Origin of the sequence: Herbaspirillum sp., from assembly GCF_017744395.1 — a bacterium.
Lineage (GTDB): Bacteria > Pseudomonadota > Gammaproteobacteria > Burkholderiales > Burkholderiaceae_D > Herbaspirillum.
In genome coordinates this window covers 500,344-514,132 of record NZ_JAGIBI010000001.1, presented here as the reverse complement: position 1 = coordinate 514,132, position 13,789 = coordinate 500,344, and the positions used below count along the sequence as shown (strand labels likewise).

Genomic DNA, 13,789 nt, shown 5'->3' with positions numbered 1-13,789 from the left:
GGTAAAGAAGAAGCCTGCGCCTCAGGCAGCGTTCCCGGCATGCTCGGCGGCGCCGGCTTCCTGCCGGCCCACGTAGCCGCTGAAGGCCGCGGCCAGGATGCGTTCCTGCGACCAGTCGGTACGGGCAAAGGTCTCGACGATGCGCCCGGCGCTCATGACGGCGATACGGTCGCAGATTTGCATCAGCTCGCGCAGGTCGCTGGACACCACCAGCAGCCCCTTGCCCTGCGCTGACAGTTCGGCGAACAGCTTGTAGATATCGGCCTTGGCGCCGATATCGATGCCGCGCGTTGGTTCGTCGAACAGCATCACCGGGCAATCGCGGTACAGCCAGCGCGCAATCACGACTTTCTGCTGGTTGCCGCCGGACAGCTCGCCGGCCGCCTGGCCGACATGGTTGGAGCGGATACGCAGCTTGCCGACGAATTCGCGCGCGGCGCCGTCTTCGGCGTCATGATCGAGCACGCCGGCGCGGCTGACGCGCCCCAGGTCGGCCAGCGAAGTGTTGACGCTGATCGATTGCGGCAGCAGCAGGCCCTGCCCCTTGCGATCTTCCGTGACCATGGCGATGCCGGTCCTGACCGCATGCCTGGGGCTGCGCAGGTCGGCTGCGCGCGCGGCGTCGCCGATGAAGACTTCGCCGCTGTCGGCGCGGTCGGCGCCGAAGATCAGGCGCAGCAATTCGGTGCGGCCGGAGCCGATCAGCCCGGCCACGCCGAGGATCTCCCCGCTGTGCAGGTCGAAGCTGGCCGGCTGCACGGCGCCGCTGCGGCCCAGCCCGCGCACCTTGAGCAGCGGCGCGCCGATGCGGCGATGTTCGGTATCGAGGTCGACCTTGGTCAGCTCGCCGGCCATCATCTGCACCAATTGCTCGGTGCTGTGGCGGGTGATGTCCTCGTCGCATACCAGGCGGCCGTCGCGCAGCACCACGATGCGGTCGGCGATGCGCTTGAGTTCTTCCAGCCGGTGCGAAATATAGATGATGGCCACGCCCTCGGCGCGCAGCTTTTCGATGCGCGAGAACAGCAGCTCCACCTCGCGGCTGGTCAGCATGGCGGTAGGCTCGTCCAGCACCAGGCAGCGGCAGCTGCCGATCAGGTTGCGCGCGATCTCCACCATCTGCTGGTGGCCCAGGCCCAGTTCGCCCACCGGCGTCCACGGGTCGAGCTCGCCCAGGCCGACCGCTTCCATCTGCACTTGCGCGGCGGCGGCCAGCTTCTTGCGGTCGATCCAGCCGAAACGCTGCGGCAGCTTTTCCAGGAACAGGTTTTCGGCGATGCTGAGCGTGGGAATGAGGTTGAGCTCCTGCATCACCATGCGGATGCCCAGCGCTTCGGCCTCGGTGCGCGAGCCTGGCGCGTAGGGCTGGCCGTCCAGCGACATCCGGCCGGCGCTGGCCTCGACCAGGCCGCACACGATCTTGGACAAGGTGCTCTTGCCGGCGCCGTTTTCGCCGGTCAGCGCCAGCACCTGGCCGGCGCGCAGTTGCAGGTCGATGCCTTCCAGCACCGGCGTAGCGTAGCTCTTGCCGATGCCCGACAGGACCAGCAAGGGAGTAGTTTGAGATGGGGAATCGGTTGGCGACATGGGCGGCGGTGCTGGTTGGAACATGGCGGGCAGCCGGCGCCACAATTCGGGCACCGGCCATCCGCAAATCAAGTCAAAGCAAGGCTGCTTACTTGGTGATCAGCGAAACCTTGGTCTCGACGATGCCGCCCAGGCTGCTCTGCGACTTTTTCTCGGTCACCGCCTTCAAGGCGATTTCGATGCCGTTCACGGCCTGCTGCGAGGCGAACTGGTCGACGGTCGCCAGCACGCGGCCATCCTTAAGCATCGGCTTGATGGCGTTGATGTTGTCGTAACCCACCAGCAGCACCTTGCCGGCCTTGCCGGCGGCGCGGATCGCGGCCACCGCGCCCAGCGCCATGTTGTCGTTGCCGGCCAGGATGGCCTTGATGTCAGGATGGGCGTTGAGGATGGAAGCGGCCACCTTGTTGCCCTGGTCGATTTCCCATTGGCCCGACTGCACGGTCACGACGTTGGCGCCGACTTCCTTCATCGCATCCTGGAAGCCCAGCGTGCGCTGCTGCGCGTTGACGGTGGTCGACACGCCTTCGATGATGGCGACCTTGTCGCCCTTCTTCAGTTGCTTGCCGAGATAGTCGCCGGCCAGCTTGGCGCCCTTGCGGTTATCCGGGCCGACGAAAGGCACACTGATACCCTTCTCCTTGAGCGCCGCATCATCGAGCTTGTTGTCGATGTTGACCACGATGATGCCGGCGTCGATCGCCTTCTTCACCACCGGCACCAGGGCCTTGGAGTCGGCCGGCGCAATCACCAGCGCGTTGACCTTGGAGACGATCATCTGTTCGATGATCTTGATCTGGTTGGCGGTGTCCTGTTCGTCCTTGATGCCGTTGGCGATCAGGTCGTACTGGCTGGCATGCGCCTTCTGGTGTTCGCGCGCGCCGTTTTCCATGTTCAGGAAAAATTCGTTGGCCAGCGATTTCATCACCAGCGCGACCTTGGGTTTGGCCGGCGTCTGCGCCATGACGGCGGCGGGCAGTACCGAGCATGCGAGCAATGCGGCGAGCGCGAATTGGCGGCGGGTCAGATTTTTCATTCATGTCTCCATATTCTGGTGTTATCGGCTTTTCAACGATGTTGATTACCGTTAATGGGTGCGCAAACGTTTGCGCGCAGCAAAGAATAGCACCAAAAAATATCGACGGACAAGCTGCATTTGCACATTGCCTGGCAATACCCCGACGCGGGAATACCGCCGCTCCAGGGATTTTTTCGTATCGGCCGGCAGGAAACGCCCATGAAAAAGGCTTCCCTCAGGAAGCCTTTTTCAGATGCGCCCAGACAGCAGGCCGGCAAATCAACTGCCCTTGCGATCCTTGAACGCCGGCACGAACATCTCGTTCCATACCGCCGGCTTGGTCTTGATGGTGCCGGCTTTGCTCATGAACAGCACGTATTGCATGATGTCCACCGGCGTGGTCGAGAACTCGGTGCCGGGGTCGGCCAGCATCTGCTCCACTTCCGCCTGCGGCAGCTTCATCTTCGACACGCGCAGGAAGGTCTCGGCCGCGCCCTTGCGGTTCTTGGCGATGTAGGCGTTGGCTTCTTCCTGCGCCGCCATGAAGGCCTGGGTCAGCTTGGGGTTCTTCTCGGTAAACGACTTCAGCGAGAACACCACGTCCATGGTGATGTGGCCCAGCACGTCGGAAGTATTGAGCACGCGGGTGATGCGCGGCTCCTTGGCTTCCTGGTAGGAGAACGGCGGCGAAGTGAAGTGGGCGGTGATCTCGGTCTTGCCCGACAGCAGCGAGCCCATGGCTTCCGGATGCGACAGGCCGACCGTCAGCGGGTCCAGCTTGGCGTAGTTCTCGATGCCGAAAGTCTTGGCCGCGGCCATCTGCAGCAGCACGGCCGACAGCGAGGTCTTGATGCCGGGGATGGCGATCTTGTCCTTGGCGGTGAAATCCTTCAGGGACTTGACGTTGGGGTTATTGGTGTTGAGCCACAGCGGCGAGGTCGACAACGCGCCCAGGCCCACCACTTCCGAACGCGGGATGCCGCGCGCCTTGGACCACAGTGTCACGAAACCGGGGGCGCCGGTACCGGCGATGTCGAGATTGCCCGCCAGCATGGCGTCGTTGATCACGTTGCCGCCATCGAGCAGCACCCACTTGGTCTTGACGTCGCCCAGGCCGAGCGCCTTGGCGTGCTTCTCGACCAGGCCTTGGTCGCGGATCACCATCAGCGGCAAGTACAGCAGGCCGTAGCCGTGCGAGAGGCGCACCTCGGTCGCCTCGGCGCGGGCGGTGCCGGTTGCGGCAACCATCGGCAGCGCCAGCGTGGCGGCGATCATCATGCGGGAAAAAATGCGGCGGTTCATCATTGTCGTCTCCTTCATTATCGGAAGTTTATCGGTATCTTGGGCGGCCTTGGAGGCTCAGTGCTGCATGCCCCAGCGGCGGATGGTGCGCTTCTCGATCTGGGCGAAGATCAGGTTTTCCACGACCAGGCCGATCATGATCACGAAGAACAGGCCCGAGAACACGTTGGCGGTTTCCAGCTGGTTGCGGTTTTCGAAGATGTACCAGCCCAGGCCGCCCGAGCCGGAAGACACGCCGAACACCAGCTCGGCGGCGATCAGGGTACGCCAGGCGAAGGCCCAGCCCACCTTGAGGCCGGTCAGGATGCTCGGGAAGGCGGCCGGAATCAGGATCGATTTGACCAGCGAGAAACGGCGCAGGCCGTAGTTCTGCCCCACCATGCGCAAGGTATTGGAGACCGCGCGGAAACCGCCGTGGGTATTCAACGCCACGGCCCACAGCACCGAGTGCACCAGCACGAAGATGATGCTGCCGGTGCCCAGGCCGAACCAGATCAGCGCCAGCGGCAGCAAGGCGATGGCGGGCAGCGGGTTGAACATCGAAGTCAGGGTTTCCAGCAGGTCGTTGCCGATGCGCGAGCTGATGGCGACCGTCGTCAGCAGGCCCGCCAGCAGGATGCCAAGGCCGTAGCCCACCAGCAGCGTCTGCATCGACACCGCGGCGCGCTGCAGCAGCACGCCGCTGCCCAGGCCGTCCAGGAAAGCTGCCAGGGTTTCGCTGAAGCTGGGGAACAGCAGCGCGTTGTCCAGCCAGCGGCCGTAGATTTCCCAGATCACCGCCAGCACCAGCAGGATCGCGGTCTTGCGCAGCCAGCCCATGCGGTACAGCGACTCGAAAGCCGACAGCGGGCGCTGCACTTCAGCGGTGGCGTTGCGGTTGGGTTCCACCACGATTTCCGGGCGGACGAAGGGCAAGGTGTTGTTGTTCATGTATGTCTCCTGGCTGTGGCCGCGCCGATTAGTGGTGGGCGAACAGCATGTCGTTGATGCGGGTTTCGAGCTCGGCCTGGGCCGCGGTGCCCATCTGTTCCGGCGCGATGCTGTTCAGTTCGGCGCGCACCTGGCCGGGGTGCGGCGTCAGCAGCAGGATGCGGGTGCCGACGCGGATCGCTTCCTCGATCGAGTGCGTCACGAACAGCACGGTGAAACGGGTGTCGTCCCACAGGCGCAGCAGCTCGTCCTGCATCTTGCGGCGCGTGAGCGCGTCCAGCGCGGCGAAGGGTTCGTCCATCAGCAGCACGTCCGGCTCCATCGCCATGCCGCGCGCGATCGACACGCGCTGCTTCATGCCGCCCGAGAGCATGTGCGGGTAGCTGTCGATGAACTTGGCCAGGCCGACCTTCTCGATGTAGTACGCCGCACGGTCGGCCGCTTCCTTGCCATGCAGGCGGCCGCTGGCGTTGAGCGCGAATTCGACGTTCTGGCGCACGGTCTTCCAGGGCAGCAACTGGTCGAACTCCTGGAACACCATCATGCGGTCCGGACCGGGTTCGTGCACCTCGCGCCCCTTCAGGCGGATCGCGCCCGAAGTCGGCTGCAGGTAGCCGCCGATGGCCTTCAGCAGCGTCGACTTGCCGCAGCCCGAGGGGCCGAGCAGGATGTAGCGGTCGGACGGATGGACGTTGAAGCTGACTTGCTGGGTCGCGGTCACCAGCGCATCGCTGGTCTTGTATTGCAGGGTGACGTTGTCGATTTCCAGCAGCGGACGGGACGGATCGATGGCCGGCGCGCCATGGGCAGCATTGCTCATGCAGGTCTCCAGTTTGTTTTTAATGGTTGACGGCAATGCTAGGGCGCGAAGCTGTAACGAATCTGACTAAATTCTGACAGCCGGATTCTTTGCCCCGGCAAGCTCGCAGTTCAGGAAGCGGCCGCCTGTCCGTGGCACGCAAGATGTTGCATTCGGGACATCGGACTCCCCCGCTGGCGCCCTCTGCATTAAAATAGCGCGTTCTGTCGAAAGAACCGTCATGGCCGCAGCCATGAAAGGCTTTTATTCTTGCAACCTAGTGTGGTGAAAATGAGCAAGCCTTTCATTTCTCTGTGCCCCGAGATCACCCGGGCAAACGCGTTGAATCTGATGGACTGGCTGGAAGACGAAAGCGTCATCCGCTACCTGAGCGATTCGCGCAATGTCTCCCGCTTCATCGAACAAGTCATCGGCCGCGTCCAGTTGCCGATCCTGACCCACCTGTTCAACCAGGGCGGCCGCTTCTTCATGGCCTACGACCGGCATGACGTGCCGGTGGGCTTCGTCCGCCTCGTCAAGACGGGGCCGGACTGCGAGATCGTCCTGGTCATCGGCAACCGCGACAACTGGGGCCGGAAGCTCGGCGCCAGCGCCCTGCGCGAAGGCATGAAACTGGCCTTCTTCGACATGCGGGCCGAGAAAATCATCGCCAAGATCCACGCGGACAACACACGCTCGCTGAATGCCTTCCTGCGCTGCGGTTTCCTGCTCGACAGCGAAACGCCCACGCTGAAGTCGTTCGCCATGAGCTCGGTGCGTTATCTCCAGCTCCTGCGCGAAGGCGCCGCGGGCGGCCCTTCCGATATCTACATCACGGAAATCGACCAGGCCCGGCTCAGGGACCTGGTCATGCTGGAGCAAGGCCCGGATGTGGTCGACCTGGAGTACGAGATCGAGCGGGCCACGGTCGTCGATGCGCGGCAGGTGGCGCGGGATGTGGTCACGATGAACTCAAGGGCCTTGCTGCACCTGGACGACGAGGAAATGGAAGTGGACCTGGTCTATCCGCAAGACGCCGACGGCAGCGCCGGAAAACTGTCGATTTTCTCCGGCGTCGCACCGCGATCCTGGGCTACAAGGAAGGCGATACCATCGACTGGCGGATCCCGGGCCGGACCTGCCGTATCGGCATCGAGAAAGTGCTTTACCAGCCGGAAGCCGCGGGCGATTTCCATCTGTAAATCGGCCACGGCTGCGGCGTCGCAACAAACCGGAGACAACCCATGCGTATCCTGCTGGTCGAAGATACCTCTGACGTGGCCGAGGCCATCGTGTCCCACCTCGCCCGCATCGGCCACACCGTGGAATGGGAAAGCAACGGCGCCGCCGCCGGCCGCCGCATGGCCGAGTCCTACGACCTGGTGATCCTGGACGTCATGCTGCCGCAGCAGGACGGCTTTTCGCTGCTGGAGCAATTGCGCGGGCGCGGCCAGAAAACCCCGGTGCTGATGCTGACCGCCTGCGCCGAGATCGAGGAACGCGTGCGCGCGCTCGACCTGGGCGCCGACGACTACCTGATCAAGCCCTTCGACTTCCGCGAGCTGGATGCGCGCATCCGCGTGCTGCTGCGCCGCAGCGGCGGCGAGTCCACCAACCTGATCCACTGCGCCAACGTCAGCATCGACCGCAAGAGCCGCAGCGCCACGCTGGACGGCGCGCCGATCGATCTGACCCGGCGCGAGGTGACGCTGCTGGAGATCATCGCCGCCCGCCCGGGGCGCATCTTCAACAAGGACGAACTGATGGATCGCCTGTTCACGGTGGACGACACGCCCAACGCCAACACCGTCGAGCAATACGTGGCGCGCCTGCGCAAGAAGCTGGCCGGCGCCGCCTTCGAGATCCGCACCCTGCGCGGCCTGGGCTACCAGCTGGTGCTGCATGCGCCGGCCGACGGCGGCGCGCTGCACTGATGCAACCGCGCGCGCAGCACGTCGTCGCCGGACGTTCGCTCTATGTCCGGCTGGTCACCCGCATGGGCGCGGTGCTGGCCATCAGCGCCGCCGCCCTGCTGATCGCCATCTGGATCTCGACCCAGCTGGCGGCCAACCAGGCCTACGACCGCATCCTTTCCGGCAGCGCGCTGCAGATCGCCGAAAACACCTGGTACGAGAACGGCGCCGTCAACGTCGACGTGCCGCTGGCGGCGCTGTCGATGCTGGGCACCGGCGACCATTCGATCTACGTGGTGTTCGACCCGCAAGGCCGGGTGATCGCCGGCGATGGCGATTTCCGCCCCGACATCCCCTGGAATGAACTGGAACATGGCCCGCTGCTGCGCGACGGCCAATACCTGGGCACGCCGGTGCGCATGGCCATCATCGGCCGCCGCATGCCGGTCGCCGGCCCGCACCCGTGGGCGGTGATCGTGCTGGCCCAGACCACCAATGCCCGCATGTCGTTCGCCCAAAGCCTGGGCAGCAAGGCGCTGCTGGTGATCATCGCCATGAGCGTGCTGACGCTGGTGGCGGCCATGTTCACGCTGTACCAGGCGCTGGCGCCGCTGAAGCGCATCGAAGCCGCCATCCGCGAACGCGACCTCAACGACCTCTCGCCGCTGAACCTGACCGTGCCGGCCGAAACGCATGCGCTGGTCTCGGCCATCAATGCCTTCATGCAGCGGCTGGCGGTGCACCGCGCCACCATGCGGCGCGTGATCGGCGACGCCGCCCACCAGTTGCGCACGCCGGTCACGGCGCTGGTGGCGCAGATGGAACTGCTGTCGGCGCAAAGCGACGAGGCCGGCCGCCAGCGCCACCTGCAGCGCCTGAGCGAACGCACCCGCCACCTGGGCGCGCTGGTGAACCAGCTGATCAACCATGCGATGGTGCAGCACCGCAGCGACTCCGTCGCGCCCGAGCGCATCGACCTGGCGCTGCTGGTGCGCCAGGAAATGGCCGACATGCTGTCGCACCAGGAGCGCGACCTGGATGTCGCCCTGGACGCGCCGGACGCGCCCTGCACCATCATGGGCGACGCCATCAGCCTGCGCGAAGCGGTCAAGAACGTGCTGGGCAACGCCCTGCAATATGGCGCGCGCAGTTTCCTGCACGTGCGGCTGGAGCATGCCGGCGGGCAGGTTTCCCTGTACGTCATCGACGACGGCCCCGGCATCCCCGCCGCCGACCGCGAACGCATCCGCAAGCCGTTCTCCCCGCGCAGCGGCGGACGCGTCGGCGCCAGCCTGGGCCTGTCGATCGTCGAGGAAGTGATGCGCGCGCACGGCGGCGCCTTGCGCTTCGACGACGGCAGCGACGGCAGCTTTATGGTGGTGTTGAGTTTCCCCGAGTTGCGCGACGGCTGACACGGCCCGCAACCGGGTACGGGCCATGCCGGCGCGTCAGGAAATACCGAAGCGCTGGCTGCGCAGATAGCTGCGGTCCACTTGCGCGATGTCAGGACAACCCAGCAAGCCCAGCACGCGGTCGACCTCGCTGCGCATGATTTCCAGCGCGCGCGCCGCGCCGGCCTGGCCGCCGGCCGCCAGGCCGTAGGTGGTGGCGCGCCCCAGCAGCACGGCATCGGCGCCCAGGGCGACGGCCTTGACCACGTCGGCGCCGCGCCTGAAACCGCCGTCCAGCATCACCGCCAGGCGCTTGTTCACCGCCGCCGCCACTTCCGGCAGCACGTCCATCGGCGACAGCGCGCTGTCGAGCTGGCGGCCGCCATGGTTGGACAGCACGATGCCGTCGGCGCCCACGGCCACGGCGCGCTCGGCATCCTGCGCCGTCATGATGCCCTTGATGACCAGCTTGCCCTTCCAGATATCGCGCAGCCATTCCACATCCCGCCACGACAGCGAAGGATCGAGCTGCTGCCCCAGGATCGAGGAAGCCGCGCCGCGCACGCTGGTCTGCCCCGGCGGCAGCAGGTCGCCCAGGTTGGCGAAATGCGGGAAGCCGTTCGGGTAAAGGATGTCGACTATCCAGCGCGGGTGCCTGAGCACGTCGATCTTGTTGCGCCAGTCCAGCGACATCGGCGAGGAAAAATTGCGCACGTCCCATTCGCGCTTGCCGTAGACGGCGCTGTCGGTGGTCAGCACCAGCGTTTCGACGCCGGCATCGCGGGCGCGCTGCGCGACCTTTTCGACGAAAGCGCGCGTGCGGTACATGTAGACCTGCATCCAGATCCGCCCGCCGGCGCGCTTGACGACGTTTTCCACCGACGTGGTCGAGACGTTGGTCAGCACGAACGGCACTCCCGCGGCGGCGGCGGCCTTGGCCATGGAGACGTCGCCTTCGCGGCTGAGCAGGCCGCTGAAGCCGGTCGGGCCGATCATGAACGGCGAGGCGCTGCGTTGGCCGAACAGCGAAATGCCCTGGTTGCGCGTCTTCACGTCGACCAGTGTGCGCGGCAGGAAGGAAATGTCGGAAAATACTTCCCGGTTGCGGCGCAGGCTGGCCTCCTCTTCAGAACCGCCCTCGACGTATTCGAAACAGAAATTGGGCACCCGCTTGCGCGCGATGGCGCGCAGTTCTTCGATACTTTGCACGCGCGCCATGTCGCGCCCGGTGTACAAACGGCGTTGCAGCAAATCACACCCCCATATTGACAAGTTTCAAGCGCCCGCGCCCGACGCCAGCGCGGCGCGCAGCGCGGACTGCGGCAAGTCCAGCTTCAGTTCCCCGGCCAGCTTGATCACGGCGCCGAAGCGGCGTTCCTTCTTTTGCTCATGGTCGCGCGCGATGTCGGCCAGGCGGTGGTCGAGGAAGGGATTCTGGAAGCGCTCGCGCACATCCTCCAGGTAGGCGCGCGCATCCGCGCCTTTGCCCAGCGCATCGAATACCGGCAGCACTTCGTCGCGCCACACCGCTTCCAGCGCATCGCGCAGCAGCGGGTCGCCCATCGCCTGCAGCGTGTTCTCGTCGGCCCGGCGCCGCAGCAGCAGCCAGCGCTCCGCCAGGTAGCTGTGGCCCAGGTTGAGCAGCAGCAGCTTCAGCTGTACGTAATGCTCGAGATCGTCGGTGACGACCATGGCCTCATGCTCGCAAGGCAGCACCATGCCGGCGCGCCGTTCGATGGCCCACAGCGCGTACGGTTCGGCCACGGCGCCCACCGGCTGGATCGGTTCGGACACGATGCGGTCGACCAGCGAATTGACCCAGATGCATCCGTGCTCGACGTAATGTGCGAACGCGTCGCCCAGCCCCCATTGGCGCGCAAGCTCCGCCACCAGCGCGCGCAACACGTCGCCATTGTGCGTGACCAGTTCGCAAGGCAGCAGCGTCAGCGGCGCCGCGCCGGCATCGAAGCGCGCCTTGAGCAGCACCGCCAGCTTGGCGACGAAGCCGCGCGGCGGCGGCGCGCCGGGCAACAGCGCCGCCGCGCCGTCTTCCTCGAAACACTGGTAGCCGCGGTCCCCGGTGTTGGAAATCACCACCCGGGCATCGATGAAGGCGGCCCGCACCCGTTCCCAATCGGTATTGGCGTCAAGCGCCTCAGCGATGGCGCGGCAGGTCTGCGTGCGGTCTATCGTGGCGTTGCGCTGCCTGCCGCGCACGCGCACCGGATAGCTGCCCTGCGCGCGCAAGGCGTCGATGCGGGCGCGGCTGTCGGGGTTGGAGGTGGTCTGGACCACCGTGATGCGGCCCAGCGCGCGGCCGGCGTCAAGCGCCTCGGACACGAACAGGTCGGCGTGCGCTTGCAGGAACCGGCTGGTGCCGAATTGCAGGATAGGATTGCCCATGCCCGCCCTTCAGCAGACCACCAGCGCCTTGATCACACCGGCGTCGGGTTCCAGCAATTTGGGGAAAGTCTCCGGCAGGGTCGCCAGGTCGAGCTTGTGGGTATTCAGGACATCGGTCGGGATCTTGCCGGCACGCATGGCGTCGAGCACCGTCTCGAAGTCGGCCGGCGTGGCGTTGCGGCTGGCCAGCAGCGTGGTCTCGCGCTTGTGGAAATCCGGATCGAAGAAGCTGATGCGCGCATTGACGATGGAAATCAGCACGTATTTGCCGCCGTGCGCGACGAACTCCAGGCCGCGTTCCATCGCCTTCGGATTGCCGGTGGCGTCGAATACGGCGTCGAAGGCCTCGCCGCCGGTCCAGTCCAGCAGCTCCTTGGCGTCGGCGTTCCCGCCGCTGGTGTCGAGCGTGACGGTCAGATCGGCGCCGAGCGACTTGGCGCACACCGCCAGGCGGTCGGCACGGGCATCGAGCATCGCCACCGGCGCCCCACGCAGCTTGGCGAAAATCAGCGCGGCCATGCCGATCGGGCCGGCGCCGACCACCAGCACGCGCGCGCCGGCGGCCACATCGGCACGCGCCACAGCATGCGCGCCGATGGCGAGAAATTCGATCATCGCCGCCTGGTCCAGCGAAATGCCGTTGGCGTTGAACACGAACTCCTGCGGCACGGCCAGGTATTCAGCCATGCCGCCGTCGGTATGCACGCCCAGCACCTTGATGTTGGTGCAGCAATTGGTCTTGCCGGCGCGGCAGGCGATGCAGGCGCCGCACGACAGGTATGGCATCACGTACACGGCGTCGCCCGCCTTCACGCGCGCGCCGGCCGGTGCCGTCTCGGCGATGCCGGCCAGTTCGTGGCCCATCACGCGGGGATAGGACAGGTAGGGCTGGTTGCCGGTGAAGATATGCAAATCGGTGCCGCACACGCCGATGCGCTTGACGCGCACCAGCACGTCGCCCGGGCCGGCGGCGGGAATCGGGCGCTCGGACACGACCAGTTGGTGCGGCTGCGCGCAGATGACGGTTTTCATGGTGGATGCCATGGGGGTCTCCGGTTGGAAATGACAAAAATGGATGGAAATTGGCGGGAGCGGCAAATGTGCGAAACCACATTCAGTGGCCTTACCAATTGCAGGAAAATAATAGAATACGCCAAAGTGGTCAAGCCAATTTTTGTTTTACAATCGCAGCCATTTCCGCCCTTCCTGGAGCCCGCGTGCTTGCCAAAGCCCCCGAAACCCGCCGCCTCTACCTGCAAATCGCCGACAAGGTGCGCGCCCTGCTCGCCCAGCCCGACTTCGCGCCCGGCGGCCGCCTGCCGGCCGAGCGCGCGCTGGCCGAGCAGCTCGGCGTGTCTCGTCCGTCGGTGCGCGAAGCGCTGGTGGTGCTGGAACTGGAAGGATTGGTGGAAATACGGCAGGGATCGGGCGTCTACGTGTGCGCGCCGGCGCACCGGGACGCCGCCGCGGCGCCGGCCGAACTCGGGGAGCTTGGGGATAGCCTGATCGACATCATGAACGCCCGCGCAGTATTGGAAGGCGCCATCGCCGCCAGCGTGGCGCCGTTTTGCACGGCCCGTTCGCTCAAGGGGCTAAGGGCGATCTACGAGACCATGGCGCGCGAAGCGCATGCCGGCCACATCCCCATCGCCACCGATCGCGCCTTCCACGTGGCGATCGCCCAGATGACCGGCAACGAAGTGCTGGTGCGCACCGTGGAAAACTACTATGACGCGCGCCACGCGCCGCTGCCGGCCAAGCTGTTCGGCCACTTTGAAAATACCCATACCTGGCTGACCGCGCTGGTCGAGCACCAGGCCATCCTGGAAGCGCTGGAAGCGCATGATCCGATCCAGGCGCAGGCGGCCATGCAGCGGCATTTGCGGCTGTCGCTGGAGCGCTGTGCGGCCCATACCTAGGCGCTAGACTCCCTGAACGAGCCGCTTGATCTCATCAAACACTTCGTCTGCCAGCACTTCGGGCACGCCCCAGTAATCGAAGATACCGCCATCTGCGGAGTTTTGTCCGCATGTCACAAATACGCCGGTGCCAAATCGGTTCTTGAGATGCGTGGCCAGCCAGCCGACGAAACCGCTATTGTCCGCGCCTGCCGGGAAGTGAAACCGAAAGATGCCGAACTGTTCCTTGTGCGCACCGTCGCTCGGAACAAGCTGGCTCCATACGTTGTCGTCCCGCACCAGGGCAAGTGCGTCAGCTCGCGCGGCGCCTGGAAATTGATCCAGCGGAAATTCAACGAATGCATACGTGCCGGGGTATATCCGCAGGCGCGCCTCGGTGATGACGCGTCGGAGGCGACGCTCAGTTTGCTCGACGGTCTCACGTGAAATATCAACCATGCTTATTCCGAAAATGGGTCGGTAACTCGAAAAGTCGTAAATAGGCGCCAGCAGCCTGCGGCGCATCTCAAGCGAAGATGAGATGCGCT

General features: G+C 65.3%; 12 protein-coding genes and 1 pseudogene. 4 read left to right on the top strand and 9 right to left on the bottom strand.

What is annotated here, in order from left to right; genetic code table 11:
* Positions 1-21: 21 nt before the first annotated feature.
* From J7548_RS02370 to J7548_RS02350, 5 genes are all read right to left on the bottom strand, one after another.
* Positions 22-1,587 carry a sugar ABC transporter ATP-binding protein gene (locus J7548_RS02370; RefSeq protein WP_290969819.1) on the bottom strand — a complete coding sequence of 522 codons (1,566 nt, stop codon included), beginning with the start codon at positions 1,585-1,587 and terminating at the stop codon, positions 22-24.
* Positions 1,588-1,675: 88 nt separating this feature from the next.
* Positions 1,676-2,623 (bottom strand): sugar ABC transporter substrate-binding protein, encoded by a 948-nt coding sequence (locus J7548_RS02365; RefSeq protein WP_290969816.1) that lies wholly within the window; start codon positions 2,621-2,623, stop codon positions 1,676-1,678.
* A gap of 261 nt (positions 2,624-2,884) precedes the next feature.
* A complete protein-coding gene (locus J7548_RS02360; RefSeq protein ID WP_290971569.1) occupies positions 2,885-3,907 on the bottom strand; it encodes an ABC transporter substrate-binding protein in 1,023 nt (340 codons plus the stop codon).
* Between the two features lie 57 nt (positions 3,908-3,964).
* Entirely contained in the window at positions 3,965-4,837 is an 873-nt protein-coding gene (locus J7548_RS02355; protein ID WP_290969813.1) for an ABC transporter permease, read from the bottom strand.
* Between the two features lie 28 nt (positions 4,838-4,865).
* Positions 4,866-5,657, bottom strand: a complete 792-nt coding sequence (locus tag J7548_RS02350; RefSeq protein WP_290969810.1) for an ABC transporter ATP-binding protein — start codon at positions 5,655-5,657, stop codon at positions 4,866-4,868.
* Positions 5,658-5,927: 270 nt separating this feature from the next.
* Between J7548_RS02350 and J7548_RS02345 the strand changes: the two are divergent.
* The 3 genes and pseudogenes from J7548_RS02345 to J7548_RS02335 all read left to right on the top strand — a co-directional run bounded on the left by J7548_RS02345 (position 5,928) and on the right by J7548_RS02335 (position 8,961).
* Positions 5,928-6,838, top strand: a pseudogene (locus J7548_RS02345) (GNAT family N-acetyltransferase).
* A gap of 42 nt (positions 6,839-6,880) precedes the next feature.
* Entirely contained in the window at positions 6,881-7,570 is a 690-nt protein-coding gene (locus J7548_RS02340) for a response regulator transcription factor (RefSeq protein ID WP_290969807.1), read from the top strand.
* Positions 7,570-8,961, top strand: coding sequence for a sensor histidine kinase (locus tag J7548_RS02335; protein WP_290969804.1), 1,392 nt, complete (start codon positions 7,570-7,572; stop codon positions 8,959-8,961). The genes J7548_RS02340 and J7548_RS02335 overlap by 1 nt, the downstream gene beginning before the upstream one ends.
* 36 nt (positions 8,962-8,997) lie before the next feature.
* Here J7548_RS02335 and J7548_RS02330 read toward each other — a convergent pair whose 3' ends face one another.
* From J7548_RS02330 to J7548_RS02320, 3 genes are read right to left on the bottom strand one after another with little or no spacing between them, the layout of a single operon-like run.
* Positions 8,998-10,188 (bottom strand): alpha-hydroxy acid oxidase, encoded by a 1,191-nt coding sequence (locus J7548_RS02330; RefSeq protein ID WP_290971566.1) that lies wholly within the window; start codon positions 10,186-10,188, stop codon positions 8,998-9,000.
* A 27-nt stretch (positions 10,189-10,215) separates the two neighbouring features.
* The gene (locus tag J7548_RS02325) at positions 10,216-11,343 is read right to left on the bottom strand and encodes a mannitol dehydrogenase family protein (protein ID WP_290969801.1); all 1,128 of its coding nucleotides are present in this window, start codon (positions 11,341-11,343) and stop codon (positions 10,216-10,218) included.
* A 9-nt stretch (positions 11,344-11,352) separates the two neighbouring features.
* Positions 11,353-12,387, bottom strand: coding sequence for a zinc-binding alcohol dehydrogenase family protein (locus J7548_RS02320; protein WP_290969799.1), 1,035 nt, complete (start codon positions 12,385-12,387; stop codon positions 11,353-11,355).
* Between the two features lie 173 nt (positions 12,388-12,560).
* Between J7548_RS02320 and J7548_RS02315 the strand changes: the two genes are divergently transcribed.
* Positions 12,561-13,262 carry a FadR/GntR family transcriptional regulator gene (locus J7548_RS02315; RefSeq protein WP_290969796.1) on the top strand — a complete coding sequence of 234 codons (702 nt, stop codon included), beginning with the start codon at positions 12,561-12,563 and terminating at the stop codon, positions 13,260-13,262.
* Between the two features lie 3 nt (positions 13,263-13,265).
* Here the strand turns inward: J7548_RS02315 and J7548_RS02310 are convergent, their stop codons facing one another.
* Positions 13,266-13,700 (bottom strand): DUF6196 family protein, encoded by a 435-nt coding sequence (locus J7548_RS02310; protein WP_290969794.1) that lies wholly within the window; start codon positions 13,698-13,700, stop codon positions 13,266-13,268.
* Positions 13,701-13,789: the final 89 nt, after the last annotated feature.